The 23,727-nt window shown below is 56.2% G+C and carries 32 protein-coding genes; 23 read left to right on the top strand and 9 right to left on the bottom strand.

Going from position 1 to position 23,727, the window contains the following annotated elements:
- Positions 1 to 210: 210 nt before the first annotated feature.
- Entirely contained in the window at positions 211 to 789 is a 579-nt protein-coding gene (locus ABIE59_RS07515; protein ID WP_354445693.1) for a hypothetical protein, read from the top strand.
- 92 nt (positions 790 to 881) lie between these two features.
- Here the strand turns inward: ABIE59_RS07515 and ABIE59_RS07510 are convergent, their stop codons facing one another.
- Positions 882 to 1,181 (bottom strand): helix-turn-helix domain-containing protein, encoded by a 300-nt coding sequence (locus ABIE59_RS07510; RefSeq protein WP_354445691.1) that lies wholly within the window; start codon positions 1,179 to 1,181, stop codon positions 882 to 884.
- Positions 1,178 to 1,501 (bottom strand): type II toxin-antitoxin system RelE/ParE family toxin, encoded by a 324-nt coding sequence (locus ABIE59_RS07505; RefSeq protein WP_354445689.1) that lies wholly within the window; start codon positions 1,499 to 1,501, stop codon positions 1,178 to 1,180. The genes ABIE59_RS07510 and ABIE59_RS07505 overlap by 4 nt, the downstream gene beginning before the upstream one ends.
- Positions 1,502 to 1,664: 163 nt before the next feature.
- Here ABIE59_RS07505 and ABIE59_RS07500 point away from each other — a divergent pair, with 163 nt between their 5' ends.
- From ABIE59_RS07500 to ABIE59_RS07480, 5 genes are all read left to right on the top strand, one after another.
- Complete coding sequence (locus tag ABIE59_RS07500; RefSeq protein WP_354445687.1) at positions 1,665 to 2,615, top strand: M14 family metallopeptidase; 951 nt, start codon at positions 1,665 to 1,667, stop codon at positions 2,613 to 2,615.
- 172 nt (positions 2,616 to 2,787) lie between these two features.
- Positions 2,788 to 3,228, top strand: a complete 441-nt coding sequence (gene trxC, locus ABIE59_RS07495; RefSeq protein ID WP_061333637.1) for a thioredoxin TrxC — start codon at positions 2,788 to 2,790, stop codon at positions 3,226 to 3,228.
- Positions 3,229 to 3,349: 121 nt separating this feature from the next.
- On the top strand, positions 3,350 to 4,552 hold the full coding sequence (locus ABIE59_RS07490) for a M24 family metallopeptidase (RefSeq protein WP_354445685.1): 1,203 nt from the start codon (positions 3,350 to 3,352) through the stop codon (positions 4,550 to 4,552).
- A gap of 271 nt (positions 4,553 to 4,823) precedes the next feature.
- Complete coding sequence (locus tag ABIE59_RS07485) at positions 4,824 to 5,831, top strand: Acg family FMN-binding oxidoreductase (protein ID WP_354445683.1); 1,008 nt, start codon at positions 4,824 to 4,826, stop codon at positions 5,829 to 5,831.
- A complete protein-coding gene (locus ABIE59_RS07480) occupies positions 5,828 to 6,652 on the top strand; it encodes a DUF6544 family protein (protein ID WP_354445681.1) in 825 nt (274 codons plus the stop codon). The genes ABIE59_RS07485 and ABIE59_RS07480 overlap by 4 nt, the downstream gene beginning before the upstream one ends.
- Before the next feature lie 32 nt (positions 6,653 to 6,684).
- Here the strand turns inward: ABIE59_RS07480 and ABIE59_RS07475 are convergent, their stop codons facing one another.
- The gene (locus ABIE59_RS07475) at positions 6,685 to 7,239 is read right to left on the bottom strand and encodes a nucleoside 2-deoxyribosyltransferase (protein WP_354445679.1); all 555 of its coding nucleotides are present in this window, start codon (positions 7,237 to 7,239) and stop codon (positions 6,685 to 6,687) included.
- A 223-nt stretch (positions 7,240 to 7,462) separates the two neighbouring features.
- Here ABIE59_RS07475 and ABIE59_RS07470 point away from each other — a divergent pair, with 223 nt between their 5' ends.
- From ABIE59_RS07470 to ABIE59_RS07430, 9 genes are all read left to right on the top strand, one after another.
- A complete protein-coding gene (locus ABIE59_RS07470; protein WP_354445677.1) occupies positions 7,463 to 8,953 on the top strand; it encodes a type VI secretion system PAAR protein in 1,491 nt (496 codons plus the stop codon).
- Positions 8,946 to 9,341 (top strand): hypothetical protein, encoded by a 396-nt coding sequence (locus ABIE59_RS07465; RefSeq protein ID WP_354445675.1) that lies wholly within the window; start codon positions 8,946 to 8,948, stop codon positions 9,339 to 9,341. The genes ABIE59_RS07470 and ABIE59_RS07465 overlap by 8 nt, the downstream gene beginning before the upstream one ends.
- 81 nt (positions 9,342 to 9,422) lie before the next feature.
- Positions 9,423 to 9,731, top strand: a complete 309-nt coding sequence (locus ABIE59_RS07460; protein WP_354445673.1) for a hypothetical protein — start codon at positions 9,423 to 9,425, stop codon at positions 9,729 to 9,731.
- A gap of 35 nt (positions 9,732 to 9,766) precedes the next feature.
- Positions 9,767 to 10,045, top strand: coding sequence for a hypothetical protein (locus ABIE59_RS07455; RefSeq protein WP_354445671.1), 279 nt, complete (start codon positions 9,767 to 9,769; stop codon positions 10,043 to 10,045).
- 100 nt (positions 10,046 to 10,145) lie between these two features.
- The gene (locus ABIE59_RS07450; protein WP_354445669.1) at positions 10,146 to 10,601 is read left to right on the top strand and encodes a CopD family protein; all 456 of its coding nucleotides are present in this window, start codon (positions 10,146 to 10,148) and stop codon (positions 10,599 to 10,601) included.
- Entirely contained in the window at positions 10,598 to 11,248 is a 651-nt protein-coding gene (locus ABIE59_RS07445; RefSeq protein ID WP_354445667.1) for a DUF1294 domain-containing protein, read from the top strand. Before ABIE59_RS07450 ends, ABIE59_RS07445 begins: the two co-directional genes overlap by 4 nt.
- A 72-nt stretch (positions 11,249 to 11,320) precedes the next feature.
- On the top strand, positions 11,321 to 11,833 hold the full coding sequence (locus tag ABIE59_RS07440; protein ID WP_354445665.1) for a DUF4124 domain-containing protein: 513 nt from the start codon (positions 11,321 to 11,323) through the stop codon (positions 11,831 to 11,833).
- Positions 11,834 to 12,006: 173 nt separating this feature from the next.
- Positions 12,007 to 12,576, top strand: coding sequence for a DJ-1/PfpI family protein (locus tag ABIE59_RS07435; RefSeq protein ID WP_061333663.1), 570 nt, complete (start codon positions 12,007 to 12,009; stop codon positions 12,574 to 12,576).
- Between the two features lie 70 nt (positions 12,577 to 12,646).
- Complete coding sequence (locus tag ABIE59_RS07430) at positions 12,647 to 13,027, top strand: ribbon-helix-helix domain-containing protein (protein WP_058092303.1); 381 nt, start codon at positions 12,647 to 12,649, stop codon at positions 13,025 to 13,027.
- A 60-nt stretch (positions 13,028 to 13,087) separates the two neighbouring features.
- On the opposite strand, the gene ABIE59_RS07425 is transcribed toward ABIE59_RS07430, so the two are convergent.
- Genes ABIE59_RS07425 through ABIE59_RS07415 form a run of 3 tightly spaced genes read right to left on the bottom strand, consistent with a single transcriptional unit; the run spans position 13,088 to position 15,167 of the window.
- The gene (locus ABIE59_RS07425; RefSeq protein WP_354445662.1) at positions 13,088 to 13,714 is read right to left on the bottom strand and encodes a DUF938 domain-containing protein; all 627 of its coding nucleotides are present in this window, start codon (positions 13,712 to 13,714) and stop codon (positions 13,088 to 13,090) included.
- Between the two features lie 22 nt (positions 13,715 to 13,736).
- Complete coding sequence (locus tag ABIE59_RS07420; protein ID WP_354445660.1) at positions 13,737 to 14,378, bottom strand: TetR/AcrR family transcriptional regulator; 642 nt, start codon at positions 14,376 to 14,378, stop codon at positions 13,737 to 13,739.
- A 27-nt stretch (positions 14,379 to 14,405) separates the two neighbouring features.
- Positions 14,406 to 15,167: an SDR family NAD(P)-dependent oxidoreductase gene (locus ABIE59_RS07415; protein WP_354445658.1), complete on the bottom strand. Its 762-nt coding sequence runs from the start codon at positions 15,165 to 15,167 to the stop codon at positions 14,406 to 14,408.
- Positions 15,168 to 15,280: 113 nt separating this feature from the next.
- On the opposite strand from ABIE59_RS07415, the gene ABIE59_RS07410 reads away from it, so the two are divergent.
- The 3 genes from ABIE59_RS07410 (at position 15,281) to ABIE59_RS07400 (ending at position 17,868) form a co-directional block, all read left to right on the top strand.
- On the top strand, positions 15,281 to 15,496 hold the full coding sequence (locus ABIE59_RS07410) for a hypothetical protein (protein WP_354445656.1): 216 nt from the start codon (positions 15,281 to 15,283) through the stop codon (positions 15,494 to 15,496).
- A gap of 68 nt (positions 15,497 to 15,564) precedes the next feature.
- Complete coding sequence (radD, locus tag ABIE59_RS07405; protein ID WP_354445654.1) at positions 15,565 to 17,313, top strand: DNA repair helicase RadD; 1,749 nt, start codon at positions 15,565 to 15,567, stop codon at positions 17,311 to 17,313.
- A 75-nt stretch (positions 17,314 to 17,388) separates the two neighbouring features.
- Complete coding sequence (locus tag ABIE59_RS07400; RefSeq protein WP_354445652.1) at positions 17,389 to 17,868, top strand: FKBP-type peptidyl-prolyl cis-trans isomerase; 480 nt, start codon at positions 17,389 to 17,391, stop codon at positions 17,866 to 17,868.
- A gap of 79 nt (positions 17,869 to 17,947) precedes the next feature.
- Here the strand turns inward: ABIE59_RS07400 and ABIE59_RS07395 are convergent, their stop codons facing one another.
- A complete protein-coding gene (locus ABIE59_RS07395) occupies positions 17,948 to 18,355 on the bottom strand; it encodes a hypothetical protein (RefSeq protein ID WP_354445650.1) in 408 nt (135 codons plus the stop codon).
- Between the two features lie 116 nt (positions 18,356 to 18,471).
- On the opposite strand from ABIE59_RS07395, the gene ABIE59_RS07390 reads away from it, so the two are divergent.
- The 3 genes from ABIE59_RS07390 (at position 18,472) to ABIE59_RS07380 (ending at position 21,077) form a co-directional block, all read left to right on the top strand.
- Positions 18,472 to 19,287, top strand: a complete 816-nt coding sequence (locus ABIE59_RS07390; protein ID WP_354445648.1) for a helix-turn-helix domain-containing protein — start codon at positions 18,472 to 18,474, stop codon at positions 19,285 to 19,287.
- Positions 19,288 to 19,348: 61 nt separating this feature from the next.
- Positions 19,349 to 20,053 carry a class I SAM-dependent methyltransferase gene (locus ABIE59_RS07385; protein ID WP_354445646.1) on the top strand — a complete coding sequence of 235 codons (705 nt, stop codon included), beginning with the start codon at positions 19,349 to 19,351 and terminating at the stop codon, positions 20,051 to 20,053.
- Positions 20,054 to 20,156: 103 nt separating this feature from the next.
- Positions 20,157 to 21,077, top strand: a complete 921-nt coding sequence (locus ABIE59_RS07380) for a bifunctional transcriptional activator/DNA repair enzyme AdaA (RefSeq protein ID WP_342630955.1) — start codon at positions 20,157 to 20,159, stop codon at positions 21,075 to 21,077.
- Between the two features lie 6 nt (positions 21,078 to 21,083).
- On the opposite strand, the gene ABIE59_RS07375 is transcribed toward ABIE59_RS07380, so the two are convergent.
- Positions 21,084 to 22,076 (bottom strand): MBL fold metallo-hydrolase, encoded by a 993-nt coding sequence (locus ABIE59_RS07375; protein WP_354445643.1) that lies wholly within the window; start codon positions 22,074 to 22,076, stop codon positions 21,084 to 21,086.
- A gap of 150 nt (positions 22,077 to 22,226) precedes the next feature.
- Between ABIE59_RS07375 and ABIE59_RS07370 the strand changes: the two genes are divergently transcribed.
- Complete coding sequence (locus ABIE59_RS07370; protein ID WP_354445641.1) at positions 22,227 to 22,388, top strand: PFL_1563 family small protein; 162 nt, start codon at positions 22,227 to 22,229, stop codon at positions 22,386 to 22,388.
- Between the two features lie 104 nt (positions 22,389 to 22,492).
- Here ABIE59_RS07370 and ABIE59_RS07365 read toward each other — a convergent pair whose 3' ends face one another.
- Complete coding sequence (locus ABIE59_RS07365) at positions 22,493 to 22,699, bottom strand: cold-shock protein (protein ID WP_022987913.1); 207 nt, start codon at positions 22,697 to 22,699, stop codon at positions 22,493 to 22,495.
- Positions 22,700 to 23,057: 358 nt separating this feature from the next.
- Between ABIE59_RS07365 and ABIE59_RS07360 the strand changes: the two genes are divergently transcribed.
- On the top strand, positions 23,058 to 23,660 hold the full coding sequence (locus tag ABIE59_RS07360; protein WP_354445639.1) for a class I SAM-dependent methyltransferase: 603 nt from the start codon (positions 23,058 to 23,060) through the stop codon (positions 23,658 to 23,660).
- The last annotated feature ends 67 nt before the right edge of the window (positions 23,661 to 23,727 follow it).

Raw genomic sequence — 23,727 nt, 5'->3', positions numbered from 1 at the left:
CCGCGTCGCTACGCTCCGATGGGTGGCAGCCTTGCTCCGGTCCGGGTGGCAGGCTTCACGTGGAATGGGTGGCAACCTTCAGCGGTTTACGCAATAGGGTCTCGGCGTTTGTTCGCACCCGATCAATAATCCCATGCAGCGCATCCAGCTCATCCGTCAGCGCCGGCGATTCGCTTAGAGTCAGGTTCAGAAAAGCTCACGGTGCGAGCCGTGGATCTGATCACGCCGATTGGCATGGGGCAGCGAGGTTTGATTGGTGCATCGCCGGGGGCTGGAAAACCGACGATTTTAAAAGATATTTGCCAGGCGGTGGGAAAAGCGTACAGGCTTTCGCGTGTGTGCAATGCGGAGCGAAAGAGCAGCGGTCGTACTATGTCTGGCGGGATTGATGCGCGAGCGATGGAGATGCCGCGGAGGTTGTTTGGCGCTGCACGAAACCTTGAGAATGGCGGCTCGCTGACCATTTTGGCCACCGTTCTGGTGGATACCGGCAGCCGTATGGACCAGGTTATCTTTGAGGAATTCAAAGGCACGGGGAACATGGAGCTGGTTTTATCAAGAGACGTTGCGAGCCAGCGAATCTTCCCCGCGCTGGATATTTCGAAAAGCAGTACCCGCCGTGAAGAGCTGCTGTTAGATCCGAAATATTTAGACAAAATAAGAGCGTTGCGCCGGGCGCTTGGCGGCCTCAAACCGCTGGAGGGCACGAGAAAGCTGGTTGAGCTGCTTGAGACGTACCCTACAAATGCCGAGCTTTTGAACGGCATCTCCGGAACGCACACTGATTGAATGTGCGCTGTCGGTAGGATAACCGGAATCGCTGGGGTTTGATTTGTCGAAGTCGTTGCAGCCGCTTATCTGGTAACAGCAATTACACAGGTCTATTGAGATGCACCCGAAGCTCGGTCGTTTTCAACTGCTTCCAGCTTGACCCGAAAACCGCAGGCTGCAGCATATTTGCTGAGTGTTCCCCAGCTCGGATTGCTTCGGCCGCGCTCTAGTCTGGATATGTTGCTTTTGTTAGTTCCGAGTTTCTTCGCAACGTCCTCCTGGGTGAGGCCAGCTTTGGTTCTCATCGTAATCAGCTGATCGATCAGGCTGAATTCGTCTTGAAGTGAATCGTACTCCCGGCGGATCTCGGGATTTTCCAGTGCCTTTTGCTTAAACTGTTTGAAATTCACGATTTTTTGACCTCCTTCAATCGCTCGTTGGCGAGCTCCAGGTCTTTCTTTGGTATTTTTTGATCCTTCTTTACAAAGACATGCAGAATGATAATTCGCTTGCCCTGCATGTAGCAGAAAATGCCTCTACCTATTCCTTCTTTGGCTTTTGCGCGGATCTCAAATAATTCGCCACCCAGCGACTTTGTGTGTGGCTCCCCAAGGTTTGCCCCATGCTTCTCCATCAATTCCATCAGCCGAATCATTCTGGCTTGAATCTTGGGCGGCAGCTTTGCCAGTTCTTCATCTACTTTCCCGTAGAATTCTATTTCCCAATCCATGGGCGCTCCTTTGTCTTTTTGTTATCATATACGATAACCGTGACTTTGAGAAGTGATTTGGAGGTGTGGAAAATTGGGTCAGATTTGTTTTCCCAGGATCGATACCATGTCTATGCGCAGGCGTGAGGTGCGCGCGAGTAACTGAGCGAAGGAGCCTTGCGATATGAGCACCGCTTCAGCGGCCTATCCAATCGGTACGCCCGGCATTCCGTGGGGTGATGTGGAACGTGCCCAGTGGCTGTCACAGCAGACCCGTCAACGCAGTTACGAGTCTGACGTGTTGAGCGTGATCGAGCGGCTGCGTTCGCGCTTTGATGTGCATGAGTATGGCTGTCTGGAATATGGCCCGGACGTTTATCCGCTGATGGCGATCCGCAGCCGCAACTGGCGTGCCGATCAGCCGGTGGTGCTGATTACGGGCGGCGTGCATGGCTATGAAACCAGCGGTGTCCATGGAGCGCTGCAGTTCGTTGAACAACATGCACTGGATTATGCGGGCCGTGTGAACCTACTGGTTGCGCCTTGCGTCAGCCCCTGGGCTTACGAACGCATCCATCGCTGGAACGCGAACGCGATTGATCCCAACCGCTCATTCCGTGATGACGGCCAGGCAGGGGAGTCCGCGGCGCTCATGCAACTGGTCGCTTCGATAGCTGAGCCAATACTGCTGCATGTCGACCTGCACGAAACCACCGATACCGACGAAACCGAGTTCCGGCCAGCGATTGCGGCCCGCGATGGCAAACCGTTTGAGCCGGGTGACATTCCGGACGGCTTCTACCTGGTGGATGACACCGAGAACCCGCAGCCTGAATTCCAGCAGGCGGTGATCGAGGCGGTGGAAAAGATCACCCATATCGCGCCGGCGGATGACAAAGGCGAGATCATCGGCTCACCGGCGGTCGCCCGGGGCGTGATTCAGTATCCGCTGGCGCAGCTTGGCCTTTGCACCAGCATGACCAACGCCCGCTACCGGACCACCACCGAGGTGTACCCAGACAGCGGCCGAGTAACCACGGAGCAATGCAATGCCGCGCAGGTTGCCGCGGTGTGTGCGGCGATCGACTATGCGGTGTCAGTAGGCCCGATCAATAATCTCACACAACGCATCTAGCCCATCCGTCAGCGCCGCCGGCCCAGGCTGAAGAATCAGCGGTGATTTGATCTCATACAGGTGGTTGTTGGCCACGGCCGGTACATCGGCCCAACCGGGGCGCTCGCCGCTTGATTCATGTCCATTTGACCCGATTAATTCAACCATCTGACAAATCAGAGGCCGACCAATCATGACTGACATTCGACACCTGGTGTGTCCCCATTGCCACAAAGTGAATCGCGTACCGGCCGACAAGCTGTCTGCCGGTGGCAACTGCGGTGCGTGCAAACAAGCTCTCTGGCCAGACCAGGTGCTGGATCTTACGGAGCAGTCGTTTGCGGCACACACCGGGCGCAGCGATGTGCCGGTACTGGTGGATTTCTGGGCCAGTTGGTGTGGCCCCTGCAAAGCGATGGCGCCACAGTTCGAGCAGGCGGCGAAAGCCTGGCAGGGTAAAGTGCGCTTTGCCAAGCTGAACACCGAACAGTCACCGGGGCCTGCCGGGCAGTTTGGCATTCGCAGCATACCCACAATGATCCTGTTCCAGAACGGCCGGGAAGTGGCTCGTCAGAGCGGTGCCATGAACCAGGCGCAGATCAGCCAGTGGCTGCAATCGAAGGGGATTCGGTAGACTTAGGGTGTAATTGGCAGTCCTCGGGAGGCCTCAAGCCCTTTCAACGATTATCCTGGTTTAGGGGCAGAGCGTTTTATGCCTACACTCAGGTAGTCCCTTATTGATTCTGGAGACTACTATGGATTTCCACACGTACCGCCAGGCTTTAGCCAACACCCTGGAAGGCAGCGAGTTACCCTTTCCGGAAGATGAATTAAGTCTCCGTTTAGCACGTACCCGGGCCCTGATGACTGAAGCCGGACTTGATGCTCTGCTGTTGACCGATCCTGCCGATATTTTTTACCTGACCGGCTATCACACCTTTGAGGTTTCCGTGCATACCGCGTTGTTGGTCACGGCGGAACGTGTTGTCCTGCAGGTACCGTCGATTGAGACTGGGCCGGCTGTTGTTACCGCCAGGGTGGACGAAATCATTGGTTACCGCTGGGAGGATATCAGTGAAGTCATCGAGCCTTTGCTGGCCTTGCTGTCACCCTGCCAGTACATAGGCCTGGATGCGAATTCTGCCGGTTTGCGCTACGCCATCATTCAACCCCTGTTAAATCGTCTGGGCAAGGCACGCTTTCACCATGATGGCGGCGCATTGCTGGATAGTCAGCGTCTGGTCAAAAGCGAAGCCGAGCTGAACTGCCTGCGCGAGAGCGCACGCATCACCGCAATCGGTCTACGAGCTGCAGAAGCTATCATCGAGCCCGGCATTACCGACAACGAGGTGGCTGCCGAGGGTGCACGTGCACTGCTCGCGGCGGGCAGCGAGTTCATGAGCCTGCAGCCGATCGTGACCTGCGGTCAGCGCAGCAGCGTGATACACGTCAATCATAAACGCACCGTTATTGAGGCAGGGGATCCGGTTTTCCTTGAATTTGGTTCCGCTTATCAGCGCTATACCGCACCGATGATGCGCACCGCCGTAGCGGGCAGAGCCACGGCTCAGATGCACCAGATCGCGGAAGTGTGCCAAAGCGTCTATGCCGCCCTGAAAGAAACTATGTGCCCGGGTAATACCTTTGATGATGCAGCACAGGCTGCCGAGGCGGCCCTGGCACCCTATGCCGATCGAGTATTTTTCTCTGGCGTATTCGGCTACTCAGTAGGAGCGCAGTTCCCTCCCAGCTGGGTTGAAGGCACCGGCTACATCGCCCGCGGTCTCACCCGCCGCTTTGAGGAAAACATGGTTTTCCACCTCCCTCTGTGTCTTCGCCTGCCGGGGGAGTGGGGTATTGGCCTCAGTGACACAGTACAGGTCACTGCTAAGGGTGGTGTAGCCATCACCGACAATGATTGGCAGATCAATGAACGGATTGACCTGATTAAATCTTAAACGTACCTGGACCCGACATGATTAAACCCAGTTGTTACAGCTGCCGAAAAAAGTTTGAGCCATCTGCGTTGCGTGTTTCTTACTCGAAGTATTACTGTGAAAGCTGCGGTGTTGGGTTGTTTGGTGAGGATTACTTCAGCTTCCCGCCAAAGCCTGCTCCAACTACCAGGAGGAATCTGGTGGTTCATGGTGCCGTGGTGATTTTGGGAGCTGTTTTCTTCTTGTTATGGATGTCTGTCAGCGAGCTGTGAGAGCTCGAGCTGGAGGCGCTATGAACTACTCAGATAGGGTTAACGAAACCTGGTGCCACAGTGCGCCTGGCGCCTCACCTCAGGACTATCGGGAGTTGGTGCGGTACGCCACCTTAGCGGCCTCCAGTCACAATACCCAGCCCTGGATATTCGAGTTGGACCCCAACCGCATACGGGTGTTGCCTGATCTGTCCAGGCGTTGCCCGGCGGTGGATCCAGACGATCACCACCTTTACGCCAGCCTGGGATGCGCCACAGAGAATCTGCTGCTGGCAGCGCAAGCGGCCGGGCTAAAGGGGCATTGCCAGTTTGATGTATCAACATCCGGGGTGGCGATTGATTTTGAAGAGGCTATGGCCGTGCGGTCTTCACTTTTCGAGGCGATTCCCCTGCGCCAGTGCAGCCGTTCAGAGTACGACGGTGTGCCACTTGCGGCTGAAGTGCTGGAGCAGCTTCAGGTAGCGGGGCAGGGTGATGGCGTGTCAGTGCTGCTGATGACCGATGCCGATCAAAAAACGCTGGTTGCAGACTATGTCGCCAAGGGCAACGATGCCCAATTCGCAGACCCTGAATGGGCTCGGGAGCTGAAGGCCTGGATTCGGTTTAACGGCAAGGAGGCGGTGCTTTCCGGCGATGGGTTGTACGGGCCGGTTATGGGCAATCCGGCCGTGCCCCGCTGGCTTGGATTGCTGGCGATGAAGGGTTCGTTTTCTGCAAATAACCAGAACAAGAAGGATCGACGGCACATTGACAGTTCTTCTGCCATTGCCGTCATCTATTCAGAGGGCGATGACATTCCCCACTGGATTGAGGCAGGCCGGTGTTACCAGCGCCTGGCCCTTCAGGCTGCTGCTCTGGGCCTGCGTACGGCGTTTATTAACCAGCCCGTGGAGGTGGCAACACTGCGCCCGGAGTTTGCCCGCGCCATTGGCATTGGTGGCCGGCGTCCGGATCTTATCGTGCGGATTGGCCACGGCCCGCAGATGCCGCGCTCTCTCCGGCGGCCGGTTGAGGAGGTTATCCGGTGATTTTGCTGGGGGTTCTTATTCTGGCCGGGCTGGTTTTGTCGGCCTGGCGGCTGCTGGACCACCGTGCAGACCGCAAAGCCATATGCGAGCTGGTGGGCCTGCAGCCCACACTGCCCCCGGTCTTTGCCGCCGAGATGGTTGCAGATCTTCCCGAGCCGGCACGGCGCTATTTTCTGTATACCATTGCACCGGGTACGCCGCTTGCGACGGTCGCCCGCATCCGGATGGCGGGGCGTTTCGGCATGGGTGACAGGAGCAATCCCAATTATCTGGATTTCGAGGCAACCCAGGTGTTGGCCATGCCTTCTGGATTTGTCTGGAAGATGCGTGCGCGGCGCGGCCTGATGCGGCTTTCCGGCTCTGACAGCCAACAGTGGACTCGGTTCTGGTTGATGGGCTTGCTGCCTGTTGCCCGCTTTGGCGGCGATCCGGACCATACTCGTTCGGCGTTCGGCCGCTATGTCGCCGAAGCCGTTTTCTGGACGCCTGCGGCGCTGTTGCCGGGCCCGGGTGTCACCTGGGAGGGCCTGGATACTGACAAGGTGCGGGTTACCGTGGAGTATCGCGGCCTGTCACAGTCTGTGGATCTCAACGTGTCGGCAGACGGCCAGCCCGTTGAAGTCAGTTTTCAGCGGTGGAGTAACGCCAACCCCCAGAAGAAGTACCGGTTACAGCCGTTTGGTGGTTATCTCTCTGAATTCCGGCTGTTCGGCGGGTTTCGTTTGCCGACTCATGTGGAAGCTGGCAATCATTTTGATACGGACCAGTATTTTCCGTTTTTTGTGGCGGATGTGAGTACTGTTGAGTTTCCCTGTGGATGACCTCTGTCAGAGGCTTTCAAGCCGTCGAGGGATCAGCAGGTTCGGAGTTGGGCTAGCGCCCTTACGCAGCGGCTAAACACCTCCGCCGAGAAAAAGCGGTGTTCGCCTGATTGCTGTGCCACGAATAGCCGGCCACCGGATTCGCGGATTCCCCCCTCGATCATCAGGTTATCGCTCAGCTCAAAATCCTCAATGGTGTGGCCCAGTTCGTCCTGGCCGGTTGCACCTGCCCGTTGCTGATAAAGCCGGCTGTCCAGGGTGAACCCGAAGGCGAGCTTGCCCTGGCCGATCATGTAACCCACCTCGAACACAGTACCCGGATCGGCGCTGATACCGCGAAACGGTGTGAGGTTGGCAATGATGGCGTTGCAGCTGTCCATCAGTTCGCGGTTGGCCTGGTATATCCGGTGGCCACGCTCGTGTTTTGCCTCCTCATCCGAAAACTCGAGCGCTGTGTCCAGCGGGTCGACGCCCTCGAATCCGGCGTCCCGGAGCAGGCGTTTTTTCTCGGCCACGATGGCCTGGTGTTCTTCCTCCGGGAAGAACACCTCTGGGCCGGCTAGGTAGATGCGTTTCGGTTTTGCCACGTTAATGAGGTCTCTCATTTGAGTGCAGGCCACGGCCCTGAGCATAGTGTGGGAATCTTGTACCGGAAGGCCAACGGATTCAAACTTATACACCTATCAAACGGTATCTGTCTGTACCAACTTTTGGGTTGGGTCTTCGTGAGTCTTTGTTTACCATATGGCGTGCGGTGCCAGTGACGGCCCCTGAAATCGATGGATGACTCTTCAAGGAAGGAGCAAAGGAATGAGCAAGAAAGTTGTGTTGCTGGGTGACTTGGGTACAGATCATGAAGGATTCCCACCCACCCCGGTTGTTGCCGGTTCCCCCGATGTGCTGATTGACGGCAAACCTATTGCCCGCGTGGGTGATCCTCTCGCCCCGCACTCCAAGCCAAAACACCCTCCCCACCCGCGAGCCATCGCTGCAGGTTCGGCAACCGTGCTTATCAACGGTATTCCTGCTGCGGTGACTGGTAGTGCAATTTCGTGTGGGGGTGTCACTATTGGCAGTGGTAGCGTTGTGATTGGTGATACCTTCACGCCCACGCCGTTTTCGGGTATCTCACCGTCGCCGTCAAAGCCAGCTTCGCAAGCGGCCTCTCGTGCTAATCACTCTGGCAGCACTGTTCCGGAATCACAAAGTGCCAGCGGTGTCGGTAATGGCTCGAACAATGCCTTAGCAGGTGGGGCGGCTGCATCCAGTATGACGCCATCAATTCCAATCTCATCCCCAACAAAGGATCAGTCTCAGCCTGCGGTAGAGCCGGGTTACCATGTCGTTCAGACGCCGATAAGCAAGACGGAGCTATTGAGCGCTTTGTACGGAGACGCTTCGGCAAAGCCAGATCATTTTGATCGATTGAATCCAGGCCTGGGCGGGCAGCTGATGCCCGGTGAGATGATTGTGCTGGGTGACCCAGAGGGTATGGAATGCACTCAAAAAGAAGTCGAGTTGATGGAGGTGGCAGCGCAGATCAATGCGCAGGTTAGGTCACTGGAGCAGGATGAAGCGCAGTTTCTTGTCAAATACTACGATTTATTGGAAGCCATCACCTCGACCGGTTCTGCAGGGTTGGGTGCAGGCGCCGTGATGGTTTCCAAGCAGATTAGTAGCATTGAGTCGACTTTGAAGAACATCGAGCGGCTTCATCAGGAAACTTACCGGAGGCATGGGCACCTTAACCACCCGGAGTTTTTCGAGAAGCGGCGGGCGCTTTTCAAGAAACTGGATTTTGCTTTGGGAAGTGTGGCCCGCAAGGGGATGTCACTGGATGATGATACGAATTTGAAGCGGGCTTTGGGGCTGTCCTCGAAGAGCATTGTGCATAATTGGAAGACGGCTGGGGTTGGTGGCATACCCGGGTATGCAACGCATTATGAGCGGGTGGCTAGGGGGGCGAAGTATGTCCGGAATGTGGGCTATCTTGGGGTCACTCTGGATGTATCCATGTCGGCGATGAAAATTCGTGAGGCTTGCACTGAGGGTGACGAGAGGGCGTGTCAGATTGTTGCTTACCAGGAGGGAGGGAAGTTGACGGGTTCAATGCTGGGCGGTGTTATTGGAGGTGGTTTAGCGGGGGCTACATGCTTATCGTTCGGAGTTACGACAGCTGGTATAGGGGGGGTGGCCTGTGCGGTTATCGCGGGTGGCCTAGGGGCAGCAGGCGGTGGATATGCTGGCGGGGTAGGTGGCGAGACCATCGGAGCAAAGCTGAGAGAGGTTATCCATGAGTGAAGAGCTCTTGGCTGAATTAGCGGCAATCATAGGGGCCGCTTGTATGCTCCTCGGTGTTGTTTTGGTGTTTCTTATGGTCACGCTTTTTTTTCGTAAAACCGAGGAGGTGGAGCGTCGAGTAGCGACGCCCGGTAAGCAGCTGGATGAAGCTCGCAGTATATGGGGAAACGGGCCCATCGGTCGCTGGATGAGGGTGGTGTACGTGTATGCTTTCGTGGTTTTCCGACACATTCCAGGAATAGGGCCTCGAATTAAATCGAGAATGGGGGATGAAAAAGAACCATTACCTCTATCATTGAAATTGTGGGTTGTTGTGCCCTTTACAGCGTGTGTGGTTCTTACTTTTTTGTTTTTCTTCTCAGGTTGGTACCTTGGGGCGTTTGATTAGTCGATACCGTTAATCGCAAGGCGCTCTTGTCAGAGATATCTGGCGATCCCCCGAAACACACAAAGCTCAAGGAGGAGCAAAGTGCTTATCAAATATTTCCTGGGCCACAAAAAGGCGCTCACCCTATGCGGTGGGTGTTTGGTGATTGCCCTGACGCTGTTCCCGATGTTCTATCGCTCCTGGGCTTTCGGTTCCGATGCCTGGGGGCTGACAGTTATAGCGCTTCTTGACCCCGAAGAATTGCCCTGGAGCCCTTCGGATTTCAATAGTCTGGCTATCCGGCCTGCAGTGGCCTACTGGCTTCTCACCAATTTCGACTGGCCCTATGAACGCTGCGGTAAAGCGATGACGGCGATGGGTGGCTGTTCGCAACCTTTGGTCAATTTGTAGGCGCCTCGTTGGATAGGCACGATGCTGAGTCCATCATGACACGCCGTGGCTATGCGTTACTTCGACACTTTGCCGCAAGGGGAGAGCCGTTGAACGGCTACCACAACGGGCTGGCACCAGTGCATGAGGCCGTGCTTTACGCCGATGTGGGTTATCTCCGCGCCCTTCTGGAGTTGGGGGCGGATCCAAGCCTGCCGATTGATAGTCCGGGGAAGGACTATCATGGCTTTAACGCTTTTGAGTTTGCAGTGTTTTTGGAATCCCGGAACCAGGAAATTTATCAGACTATCCGGGCAGAGCTTGATGCTCTATAGGCGGGCTCGATCGTCCTCAACTGCTTCCGTTGTTTTAGGGTTGTTTCGCGAGGGCTAAACTTATACTTATCACTCGAATTTCTCATCCAGGAGTTGCTTTATGGGTCTGGCCATCGCACTGCATGTCCTATCTGCCGTAATCTGGGTTGGCGGTATGTTTTTCGCCTACATGGCTATGCGCCCGGCGGTGGTTGAGGTGATTGATGCCTCCCAGCGAGGCGCGTTGTGGTGTGCCACTTTGTCTCGGTTTTTCCAGTGGGTATGGGCGGCGGTGGTTCTGTTGTTGGTCACCGGGTACTGGATGATTTTCAGTGTGTTCGGCGGCATGGCTGGTGCCGGTTGGCATATCCACGTGATGCAGGTGCTGGGGATTGCGATGATCCTGATCTACGCCCATGTTTACTTTGCCCCCTTCCGGCGGCTGAAACAGGCAGTGGCCAATCAGGACCCCCAGGAGGGCGGGCGCCAGGTGGGGCAGATTCGAAAGCTGGTGGGTACTAACCTGATTCTTGGGCTGATTGTGGTCGCGATTGGGGCTGGTGGGCGGTATTTGTGAGCGCGTTGAATCAGAAAGGAATGCTCACTGCCTGGAATGACGCCAAGGGTTTTGGTTTTATCTCGCCGGAGGGTGGCGGTGAGCGTGTGTTTGCTCACATCAGCAGTTATGCAGGCCGGGGCCGGCCGGTTGCTAATCGCAAGGTGACATTCAGCACCACGAAAGATGACCAGGGCCGTTTGAGGGCTGGTCGGTTCCAATATGTTGGGGCAGCAAAGGTGGGTGCCAGCATTGCGCAGGGAGTCTGGGTGGCGGCCGCTGTTGTACTGGCGTTTTTCAGTGTGCTCGCTGGCCTGTTCTATCAAGGTTATCTGCCGGTCTCGATTCCGGCCATCTACGGCGGGGCGAGTCTGGTTTTGTTTGTCATGTACTGGATTGACAAAAAGGCTGCCCAGCGAGGAGCCCAGCGCACCGCTGAGAAAACGCTGCACTTCTTTGAGCTCTGCTGTGGCTGGCCCGGTGCACTCATGGCGCAGCAGGTTTTCCGGCACAAAACGCGGAAAGGCAGTTATCAGTTTGTGTTCTGGCTGGCGGTGCTGGTCAATCTGGGCGCGTTGGGCTGGTTGCTTGTGGCTCCGGAGGCGATGGGGTTGCGGCAGCAATTGGAATTCGATTTGTCCAGGTCTTTGCGGCCGCTAATCTGGTAGGCGGGCGTTACGCTAAACAATCTCCCTTTTGCTATGGTGTAGATATCAAGAAGCCAAAAAAGGAACTTTGTTATGTGGTTTCGCAGGACGATGTTACCGCTTTGCGTGTTCTTTATCTCCCCTTTGCCACCAGCCTCTGCTGAAGTTTATAAATGGGTAGATGATGCTGGCAACGTTCACTTCGGAGACCGCATTCCGGAACAACACAAGCAGTCAGGAGAGTCTGTCGACCTTTCAGTTCGCATACCTTCTGCTGAAGAACAGCGCCAGGCTGAAGCTCGTGCTGAGTCGTTGCGACGCGTAGCAGGAGAGTTGGGTGAGCAGCGACGGGAAAAAGAGCGCTTGGAGGAGTCAGAGCAAGTACCCGCGCAGCAGAATGTGTCTTCCCTGCCGGAGGAGGTGAAGCCGGGTCAGGGGCGCCTGACCCGGGAGCAGCGTCTGGCCAATTATGAAGCGGAGATGCAGCGGTATAGGGAGAGTATGGCGTGTTTCGGCAAGTACCAGATCAAGGGCGGTGGTACCAGGGGGTATGCCTTTGAGGAATGCGAATCCGTTAAGAAGCCGCGCTATCCCGATGTACGTTAGTTCTGGACCACGCCCTGGTCAGTCCATAGAATTAGGTTAGCGTTTGGTGCGAGGAACCTGATGCTGAAGCTGTGATTGCCCCTTTAAGACCTGTAGTAACCCTTTAATACCCGCCCCGACACCACCGCTGCTAATGTTTCCTGACCTGGCAAGACAAACACAAGGAGACAGCCATGAGCGGGAAGAAAATTCTGATGATTACCGGTGATTTCACCGAAGACTACGAAACCATGGTGCCGTTCCAGGCACTGCAGGCCGTTGGCCATACGGTTCACGCCGTCTGCCCGGACAAAAAGGCTGGCGACACGGTCGCCACGGCGATTCATGATTTCGAGGGTGACCAGACCTACACTGAAAAGCCCGGTCACCGGTTCGCCTTGAATGCGGATTTTGACGGACTGAATCCGGCAGATTACGACGCGCTGGTGGTGCCCGGCGGCCGTGCTCCGGAGTACCTGCGGCTTAACCAGGATGTGCAGAAGCTGGTTCGCCATTTCTTTGAAGCCAACAAGCCGGTGGCGGCGATCTGCCACGGTGCTCAGTTGCTGGCCGCAGCAGGGGTTCTGGAGGGCCGTAAATGCTCTGCCTATCCGGCCTGCCAACCGGAGGTTGAGCTCGCAGGTGGCACCTTCGCCAGTATCGAAGTTGATCAGGCGGTCACCGATGCTAATCTGGTAACAGCACCTGCGTGGCCTGCCCATCCGGCCTGGCTTGCGCAGTTCTTCAAGTTGCTGGATCAGTAACGCAGCAGGGGCCAGGGCGCTGGCCCCTCAGTACCCCCAAGCGCCATCAACCACATTCGGGGAGGCCGTTATGTGCAAGCTTTTTATTAACGCCGATTCGGAGCTTTGGGTTAGTCGCACCCACTCCCTGCGAATTGACGGCATGGTCACCAGTGTGCGAATGGAAAACGCCTTTTGGCAGGTGCTGTCGGAGCTGGCCGAGCGCGATGGTATGAATCTGCCGCAGATGATCACCCGGCTTTACCACGAGTCCATTGATGCCGGCCATGATCTCGGCAATTTCACATCCTTCCTGCGGGTCTGTGCGTTGCGCTACCTTGAGCTGCAACTGAGTGGTGACGTGCCGAGGGATACCCGGGTACCGATTGCTTCACTAGATGCAGATCGTATCCTCGCTGGTAAACGCGGTAAATCGGCAACGCCGAAAGTCGTGAGTAAGGCAAGCCACTGACCGCGAGACAATCGGCGATATAACCCGGGTTCCTATATTCGCGGATACAACCCCTGATTCTCAGTCTGTCGGTCTTGTACCGGTCGAATGCACTGGAACAAACACCAGCATCTCGTTGTTCGCCGGCATTGCATAATCTTCCCGCAGTACCAAACCCACCGCCTTGGCCAGCGCAGACAAATCCTCGATATCGCGGATGCCCATGTGTTGAGCCTGAGATCTGAGTGACTGGTCAAACGCCCGATTGCTTTCACTGGTGAACTCGCCCTGGTGCCTGAACGGCCCATACAGGCAAAACGCGCCGTCATCACGCAGGCTTGCGGCGATGCCCTGGAACATTTGTTCCACTTCTGTCCAGGCCATGATGTGGGCGGTGTTGGCGGAGAATACCCATCGGAATTCCAGTGTAGGCCATGGGGTGTTGCCCACGTCCAGCTTTCGCATGGGGAGTATGTTTGGCAGCGCAGCCTGTTCCAGCCGGGCAACTGCCAGGTGCGCGGCCGTGGGGTGGTCCGTTGGCTGCCAGTGTAAGTGAGGCAGGGCTGCTGCGAAATGCTCAGCGTGCTGGCCGGTGCCAGTGCCTATTTCCAGCACGGTACCCGGTGCATTGAAGACCTCGCGCAGTCTTTCCAGTATGGGGCCTTTGTTGTTTTCGCAGGCTTGGGAAAAGGGCAGGTGGGTGGTCATCAATTGGACTCTCAGCGTTCTGTTATGAAATAAAAGCCTCGGTCAAAATGCCCAGGTGTTGCCGTAGGGTGTCTGAAAACTCCAGTTGGAACACGGTTAGCGGTTCTTTCTGCATGGCCTTGCGGGCTGGCTCCGGGGGGTGACACATGTGCCAAGTGCCGATCAGCGCCTGTTGGCATTGCATCAGGTACCGCTGGCAGGCGGCTTCTTCCTGGCCGGTAGCTGCCCCGATAATCGCGCTGATGCGGCGGGTTTGGGTCAGCAGGAAGAGTTTGAACTCCCGGGCCTCGTCTTCACTCAGGCCGGTTTCCAGAGCAATGTGTAGTATAGCGGTCAGTCCGCAGAATACGGGATGAGCCAGAATCTGATCGACAAACTGCTCCGGAAAACCGGCCGGGCCGGCGGCTTCCACTTCTGACACCCAGTCCGACATGGCGCGGCGGTACACCGCAATGAACAACAGCTCCTTGCTGCGGAAATAACGGTACAGGGCGGCTTTGGTGACCCCGGTTTCCCGGGCTACGTCTGCCAGCGTGAGGCCATGGAACCGATGCTCCAGGAACAGGCCTTCCGCCGCATTGAGTATCTGTTGTTCGCGCAGCGCCTTATCCGACTCAGAACGGGCGCGCTGTTTACCACCGCATAGTCTGTGCTTCAAAACCACCTCATATCACTCGCTTGTTGGCCGGGTTCAGGCTTGCAGCCAGCCGGCCAGGCGCCGTGTGACGGCCCGGGGCGAGAGTTTACCAGACCATACCATCAGCAGGTTACGCAGCCCGGGAATCACGATGGCTTTTCGGCGCTGGGCAAGGGATTTCTTGACCACCGCTTCAGCGGTCATGGTGCCGGATTTGAACAGTTTGGTGTTGGTCATGTGGGCTTCCTGGGCAAATTCTGACTCTGTAGCGCCCGGGCACAACGTACTGACGGCAACGCCTGCGCCCCTCAGCTCCTCATGCAGTGCCTCGGAGAAGGAGAGTACGAAGGCTTTGGTGGCGTAGTAGATGGCCATATTGGGCCCGGCCTGAAACGCTGCCAGAGACGCCACGTTAATTACAAAGCTGCCGGGCTGCCTGCGCAGCACCGGCAATAACTGCCAGGTGAGGGAGACGAGGGAGGTAACGTTCACCTGGATCATAGCCAGTTGCCGTTCAAGCCCCAGGTCAGTAAAAGCACCACGGTCGCCAAACCCGGCGTTGTTGATCAGGCCGGTGAGCGCCCAGCCGCCAGCGTTCAGTTGCTGGGCCAGTGCATCGGCGCCTGCCTGGTCTGCCAGATCAGCTTTCAGAACAATGGCCTCTATCCCGTGCTGTTGCTTCAACTCGGAGGCCAACGTGTTGAGACGTTCTTCCCGGCGGGCGACGAGAATCAGGTTCTGTTTTTCAGATGCCAGTGCCCGAGCGAAACACTCACCAATGCCGGCGCTGGCGCCGGTGATAACCACGTATGACATGCTCTTCTCCATTTAAGTGAACTATGGTTACTTAATATACGCTGGCGCTTTCGGCCTGTAAATAACCTTCGGTTACTTATTTTTAAGTCGAATGCGGTGTACCGGAGTCTTCCTTGCTGCTGCTATTCGCCACGGCAGCCGTGGACTACGCGGGTTCGTCGTTGTTCCAGGCCAAGATCACGCTGGTGGTTATGGGTGTATCGAATGCTTTGGTACTGGGTAAGGTATTGAAGCGCCGGGATGTGGAGAACCTGCCTCTGATGGCGAAAATGCCTTTTTCTGTGCGAGTGGGGCGGCGTTGTCTTTGTTTGTATGGATTGGTGCGCTGACTCTTGGGAGGTTATTGGGGTATTTTTGAATCGATACTGAATAAATGCAGTAAAGAGGTTTAAGTCTTTTGCTCACACACCTTCGCCCCTACCAGCAGGAAGCTGTCGACGCCACGCTGGATCATTTTCGCAAGTCGGACGAATCTGCCGTCATCGTGCTGCCAACCGGCGCCGGCAAAAGCCTGGTGATTGCGGAGTTGGCCCGTCTTGCCCGCCGGAAGATCCTGGTGCTCACACACGTCAAAGAGCTGGTGGAGCAGAACCATTCCAAATACGAGGGGCATGGGTTAGCCGGTGGCATCTACTCCGCCGGGCTTAAGCGCAAGGAAAGTCATCATCAGGTCACCTTTGCCAGTGTGCAGTCGGTAGCGGCGAACCTGGATCAGTTCCGGGATGAGTACTCGTTGGTGATCATTGACGAATGCCACCGGGTCAGCGGTGAGGAAGCCAGCCAGTATCAACAAATCATTGAGCTACTAAAGCAGCAGAACGACTCCCTGAAGGTGCTCGGGCTGACCGCCACGCCCTATCGCCTGGCCATGGGCTGGATCTATCGCTATCACTACCGGGGCTTTGTTCGTAGTGAAGAGGACAAGCCCTTCCAGCACTGCATCTACGAACTGCCGTTGAGCTATATGATCAATCGTGGCTATCTCACCCGGCCGGAGTTGGTGAACGCCGCGGTGGCGCAATACGATTTCTCGTCGCTGGCTCAGAACCGCTTTGGTGAATACGCCGAGAAAGACATCAACCAGCTGCTGAGCAAACACAAGCGGGTGACCCGCGCCATTATTGATCAGGTGGTGGAGCTGGCCGCTGAACGTCAGGGGGTGATGGTCTTCGCGGCAACGGTGGAGCATGCGCGGGAGATCACCGGCTACTTGCCGGAGAACCAGACCGCCCTGGTGACAGGCGCCACCGACCAGAAAGATCGGGACCTGCTGATACAGCGCTTCAAGCAGCGGCAGCTAAAGTACCTGGTGAATGTGTCTGTGCTTACCACAGGCTTTGATGCACCCCATGTGGACCTGATCGCCATTCTTCGGCCTACACAGTCGGTGAGCCTGTATCAGCAGATGGTGGGCCGTGGTCTTCGCCTGGACGACGGCAAAAAGGACTGCCTGGTGATGGATTACGCCGGCAACCACGTGAATCTGCATCACCCGGAGGTTGGGGAGCCGAAGCCGAATCCAGACAGTGAACCGGTGCAGGTGTTCTGCCCGGGCTGCGGGTTTGCCAACATCTTCTGGGGCAAAACCGACAGCGAAGGCCGGGTGATTGAGCACTATGGGCGCCGTTGCCAGGGGCTGCTGGAGCCCGCGGAGGGGGAGGGCGCGCGCGCCTGGCAATGCGACTACCGTTTTCGCTTCAAGGAGTGCCCCCACTGTGGTGGCGAGAATGACATTGCGGCCAGAAATTGCGGGCACTGTCATAAAGCCATTATCGACCCGGACGATCAGCTTCGAGATGCTCTGAAGCTCAAGGATTCCATGGTGATTCGTTGCGCCGGGATCACCCTGGGCGTTGGCGGAAGCAAGCTGAAGATGACCTACCACGGTGAGGATGGGGAGGAGCTTGGCGAGTCGTTTGATTTCAGCAAGCCGGCACAGCGCAACGTGTTTAACAAACTGTTCGGCCGCAGATTTGCTAACGGCCAGGCTCCGAAAACCTTCGGCAAGGCGGAGGAGGTACTTGAGGTGCAAGCTTTGTTGCCGGCACCGGATTTTGTCATTGCCCGCAAGCAGAAGCATTATTGGCAGGTGCAGGAACGGATATTTGATTATCGGGGGCTGTATCGGAAAGCGAATGAGGTGTGATGTTCGGATGTCTTCCGTGGAGTTGGGGATACAGCCGGCTATAATGGCGTGCTTTACATCAAGGCGGAGAATCACATGCCGATCGAAAAGAACCAAGTAGTCCTGTTTCACTACAATGTAAGTGATGAACAAGGCAAGGTTGTTGAAACCTCTCGTGGCGGCCAGCCAAACGCCTACTTACACGGGCATGGCGGTATTATTCGAGGCCTGGAAGAAGCGCTGGAGGGGCGTGAGGCCGGTGATACCTTCAGTGTTACCGTTACACCGGATAAAGCCTACGGCCCGCGCCGGGCCGATGCGGTGCAGCGCGTGCCGATCAAGCATTTGATGGGGGCCAAACGCTGGAAGGCGGGCATGGTCGCCCAGGTGCAAACCGAACAGGGCCGGCGCCATGTAGTTGTCACCAAGGTCGGCCATAAGTTCGCTGATGTGGACACCAACCATCCGATGGCCGGTAAAACCCTGACCTTTGAGATCGAAGTCGTTGAAGTTCGCGCCGCCGATGCGGAAGAATTAGCGCACGGCCATGCCCACGGGCCGGGTGGGCATCATTGATGGATTGCCTTCACGACTGAGAGTTATGTGGCTGGCGGGATGCGCTCAGCCACACGCTGTCAGTTGGGAGAGTGCGTCATTATCGGTAAGCCGGCTGTTGAGGTTTGCCCCCTGCAACCCGTTTCATCCACGCCATGTCCAGCGGAATCAGCACATTCAGTGTGAATAGCAGCCAGCCCAGGGGCTGCAGGGTTTCCGCAAACCACACCATCAGGGCAAGGGACAGCAAGCCCCAGGTGACATCGACAGCAATCATAAGGCTAAGGTATTTTTCCATCCACCGTTCGTTGATGGCCATGGCGGTCATTTCCACGCACCAGAGCAATAACACCACCCCTACCACCAGATAGAAGGTTGCGCCGGGGCCTCCCGCCCATTGGGCAATCGGCTCTGCGGCCAGAATCAATGCCAACGCCAGGGGGGCGGAGAGAAGTACATCGCCCAGGACGATTTGTTTCACACTGAATTGACGGAGAAAGTTCTTCATAGGGTCACCTCAATCGGGTTTCGTATTTTTTTGACTACACTACGAAGCTTCTACCCGGGCGGTGATAGGCTCAATTACCTGTGAGGTAATGGTTTAGCCTGCACTCGGCTAAGATAATGGCTGAACACTTGGAATTGACGGGGCCACACATGAGTGCCTTCGGTACGCTGTTCAGAGAAATGCGGCAGGGTAAGCGCCTGAGTCAGATGGATTTTGCCCTTGCCTGCGAAGTGTCGGCAAAACACATCAGCTTTCTGGAAACCGGGCGAAGTCAGCCCAGCAAGGGTATGGTTCTGCATCTTGCGCAGATGCTGCAAACGGACCTGGCGGGAACTAACCGCCTGTTGTCCGCAGCGGGTTACAGCCAGGTATACTCCGATCAGGATTTGAGTGCGCCTGGCATGGCGATGATCAGGGAGGCGCTTGAACACCTGTTGCAGTCGCATTTGCCTTACCCGGCGGTGGTGTTCGACCACGAATACTATTTGGTGATGGCCAACCAAGCCATGCAGGAGATGATGGTGCGCATGGTCGAGCTGGGCGCTCAGTTTCCAGCCCCGCCAAACTTTTTGTTATCACTGCTGGATAGTACAGGCATCAAGCCATTCGTGGGCGATTGGGAAGCCATGGCCTGCCACATGCTGCAACGTGTCTACCAGGAACATCTTTCAGGCCCTTATAGGGACCAGCCCAATCGTTTGCTGGAAAAGGCGCTGACGGTTCCCGGCGTTCCGCAGAACTGGAAGAGCCACGTGGTGGAAAACCTGGATTACCCGGCGATTCCTTTTACCCTGAATCTGGGTGACCAACAGCTCAGAATCTTTTCCACCATCGCAACCATCGGCACGCCTTTGGATGTTACTGCGCAGAATCTGCGGATTGAGCATTTCTTTCCGATGGATGAGAGCAGTAAGGATTACTGGCGAGCCTGAGGTTTGGTGAGAGCCAAGGCGCCGGCCAGAATGGTGCATTTATAGTGTCCGGGAGAACCCCATGGCCATCGAGAGGAACCAAGAACACCCTGAAAAGTTGATTATCCAGGCATGGGATGAGAACGGGAGGGCCTGGATTGATGCCGTTCGGGATCACGGAATCCGTGCGCCAGGCGTGGCGTCGCGTGACGCTTTGCTTGCCGCAATCAATGGCCATGTTCAGCCGAACTCTCGGGTCCTGGATGTGGGATGCGGAGAGGGCTGGTTGGTGGATTTACTGACCGGGTCCGGTTATCGCGTCGTCGGCGTGGATGCATCCCGCGAGCTGATCGAATACGCCCAAGAGCATCGCAAGGGGCATTATGTGGTTGGAGATCAGGCTGATCTTACCAAGTTGGGGCTTGGAATATTTGACCTGGTCGTCTGCAACTTTTCACTGTTTGGCGACGAAACTGTGCGCCAGTGCGTTATGTCTGTCCCTCAAATGCTGACCCCAGGCGGCGTGTTGATTATCCAGACACTGCACCCGATGATGTTCAGCGGAAACGAGGTGGCCAAGAGCGGTTGGCGGGAAGGCACCTGGGCCGACTTGCCCGGCGATTTCGGCGAACCGTCTCCTCTTTATGTTCGGACACTGGACGACTGGAGCCGGTTATTCAGTGATGCGGGTTTAGGCGTTTCCCGGATGCTGGCACCAACGGCAGGAGATGCCGATCCCAAGAGCCTGATTTTTGTTGTTTCCCGATGCGAGAGGACTGGCCAGTAGACGTCGGCAGGCTTGGCAAGGAGTAACAGGGCAAGAATCGGATGGAAACGCCTGGCAATGTCCGTTGTAATAACCCCGTGCTTGGCGAATATAGGGGAATGACATGCCGTTGCCAGTGGAGCAGGAGATGCGGGCTGCCTTGGAATCCGGGGATGATCGCCAGGAGGGGGATTCACGAATGACCCGACTGGTAAGAATCGCACGTTATATTGAAACCCACGCAGACGAGCCGCTGACACTGGCAGGCTTGGCGGCTATTGTTGGGCTTTCTCCCTCGCGGTTACAAAGGCAATTCAAGGAAGCGTTTGGCGTTTCTCCCAAAGCCTATCAGGACGCGGTACGGATGCGCTGCTTCAAGCAATCCCTGAAAGATGGCGATAAGGTCACGGATGCGATCTTTGCCTCTGGGTTTGGTTCCGTCAGCCGGGTTTATGGGGAAGCGCACCGCAATATTGGAATGCCGCCAAGGGCCTATCGGGCTGGGGGTGAGGGTGAGGTCATCGTCTACGCCTGCCGACCCACCTCTCTCGGCTTGATGGCCATGGCGGCAACGGACAAGGGGGTCTGCTTTGTCCAGTTTGGTGACAGTGAGTCCTCGTTGGTGAGTGGTCTGAAAGCAGAGTTTCCCAAGGCCGAAGTGAGGGCGTCACCGGCACGGAATGCCCCGGAGCTTGATGCCTGGGTGGAGGCTTTGGATGAACACATCAGCCAAGGCGCCCCGAGGCCGGACCTGCCGCTGGATATGCGAGGGACGGCTTTTCAGATGAAGGTGTGGCAATTTCTGTTGAGCATTCGGGAAGGCGATGTGCTTAGCTACAGCGAATTGGCCGCGAAGATCGACAAGCCCAAAGCGGTGCGGGCCGTGGCCTCTGCCTGCGGCAAAAACCGGATAGGCGTACTGATTCCCTGTCACAGGGTGTTGCGGGGTGATGGCGGGCTTGGCGGGTATCGCTGGGGCCTGGAGAGAAAGCGGGCGTTGCTGAATGCTGAACGGAAACGCCAGAGGGCTGACGCCGGTTCATAGAGGGGACTACGTTGGCGACCAGACTTCTCCATGTTGCATTACCCGAAACTCCGAGTCACCCAAACCCTGTCTTTCCAGCGCCAGCCGCAGCCGCCGTGGTGGCTCATCCATGGGCTCATCAGTGAGTACGAAGGTGCCCCAATGCATGGCGACGGATTGGCGGGCGCCAATGTCCTGATGAATCCTGACCGCCTCTTCCGGTGCCACGTGCACCGGAGCCATGAACCAGCGCGGGTCGTAAGCGCCGATAGGTAGCAGTGCCAGATCAACGGGCGAGAACAGTTCGCCGATACGCCTGAATATCCCGCCGTAGCCGGTGTCCCCGGCGAAATAGAGACGGAAACCGTCGATTTCCAGAAGCCAGCTACACCAGAGCGTAGTGTTGGTGTCCGTCGCGGTGCGGCCGCTGAAGTGCTGGGCGGGCAGGCAGAACACCTCCTGATCGTCGGCTATTCGCTCAGACTGCCACCAACCCAGTTCCACCAGGTTATGGATGCCGCGTTTTTCAAACCAGGGGCGTAAGCCCATGGGAATACAAAAGCGCAGGTGTGTCCCGAAGCGCCGGTGCAACTGGCGCACGGTTGCTTCGTCCAGGTGGTCGTAGTGATTGTGTGAGATCAATACCAGGTGGATAGGCGGCATGTCTGCCACGGTCAGGGCCGGCGGTGTGTGCCGCTTTGGCCCGATCAACTGGAAAGGGCTGGCACGGTCTGACAACACCGGGTCGGTCAGCACGTTCAGGCCCTGATACTGGAACAGGAAAGACGAGTGCCCCAGCCAGACCAATTGTGGTTTTCGGGGTGGCTTTGCCAGCAAGTGGCTATCCGGGCGCAGCAGCGTGAAGCGTTTACCCTGCGGGAAGCGGCGACCTGGCGCCAGTTGCCAGCGCAGGAAATCCCCCAGGCCGTGGCGGGGCACCGGCTCCAGGTTTCGATACCTTCCCCCATGGCAATGGGGTTCTGCGGCAAGGGCAGCAAGGCGTTCACGGTTGATGGTCATGGGTTGGGCTCGCCGGTTTGAATCATATTATACGTGTCAGGTGCCTGTGCAAATCCCATTTAATTAATCAGTCCAACATTATTTTTTAATTTCAGATAGACTGGGGTGCTGATACCGGCGAATAAGCCAAGACATAATGTGGAAAATATCATGAGTAAAAAAGCCGTGAAAGCTACTTTAACTTCTGCCGAGATTGAGGCGCAAACTGCTGCCTTTTTAAAGTCTGGTGGGCGTGTTGAGCATGTGGGTAAAGGTAAAAGTGGGCAACTGACCTCTACCGGCACTAAGCAGATCAATCTGAAGAGTAGTTGATGATCTCGCGATAACCCGGGCAGGCTGTCAAAGTTAATATGTCCGGTTTAGTACAGCAAAAAAGGCAGCCGAGGCTGCCTTTTTTATTACGTATTGGCTGTTATTTACAGGCCAATAACGTTTTCTGCCTGCGGGCCTTTCTGGCCGTCGGTCACTGTGAATTCAACTTCCTGGCCTTCGGCCAGAGTCTTGAACCCGCCGCCCTGAATAGAGCTGTAGTGAACGAAAACGTCTGCGCCGCCTTCACGAGTAATAAAGCCAAAACCTTTTGCTTCATTGAAAAACTTAACGTTGCCTTTAATGGTAGACATAATAATTATCCTGAATTTAATCAATAAGATGCAATCAAAAGATCGTTGTGATCTTTGATCAGCGATATGCGGGAAATAAAAAACGTGCAGGACCAAAAACAGGACAAGATGTTTAACAACACAAAAGGTCTTATTCGTGAAATGCTTTGCTAAATGTTTCCAACGAAATAGACAGTACGCTAATTAATGGTGGTTGCATAGCAAAGTTTTTCAAATCCTGAAAAGATTTATTTTTCGGTGAGATTCGCTGCCAGCAATGATAACGCCGCTCTTTGCCAACCTTTTATCCAATGCATCGGATGGGAATCTCACTGCTATACTCGAAGAACAGTTCAGGTGGCCATATGGGAGCCATGCTATGGATGGGGGAAGTGGTGAGCCGAATGTCGCTTCAGGCCGGAGAACAAACCCTGCGGCATTCTTTCGTGGATTTCTGCGGGAGCCGCGTCAGGTTGGCTCCGTCATACCCAGTTCGAGATTTCTGGAGCAACGAATTGTTGAGGTTTCTGATCTGCCAGTGGCCAGACGGGTAGTGGAGCTGGGGCCCGGTACCGGCGGCACCACGCGCACATTCCTTCGTCATATGGGGGCGGACGCACGGTTGCTGTCAATTGAGCTGAGCCCCTTCTTCCACGACTTGCTTGCTGACATCACCGACTCCCGCTTTAACAACCATCTGGGCAGTGCTGAGGATCTCGCTGACATCCTGGGTTTTTATGACATGGAACAACCGGATGTGATTATCTCCGGCATTCCATTCTCGAAGATGCCGGCGGCGGCCGCCAAGCGCGTGGCAGAGGCAGTGAATGACAACCTGGCCGAAGGTGGGCGGTTTATCGCTTATCAGTTCCGCCGGGAAGTGGCCGGGGTTATGGATCCGATCATGGGGGCCCATGCCAGCTGTTCGCTGGAACTGCTGAACATTCCTCCCATGCGGGTGTACTGCTGGTTTAAGAGGTAGGCTGGTTGAGTTTTTCCCTACCCGGAAAATTAGCCTACTCTTAGGAAGTGGTTCACTCACTGAAGGA

Origin of the sequence: Marinobacter sp. MBR-99 (genome assembly GCF_040547575.1) — a bacterium.
Lineage (GTDB): Bacteria > Pseudomonadota > Gammaproteobacteria > Pseudomonadales > Oleiphilaceae > Marinobacter.
Note: the sequence above shows the minus strand (reverse complement) of the source record. Positions and strands in the feature narration are given on the sequence as shown.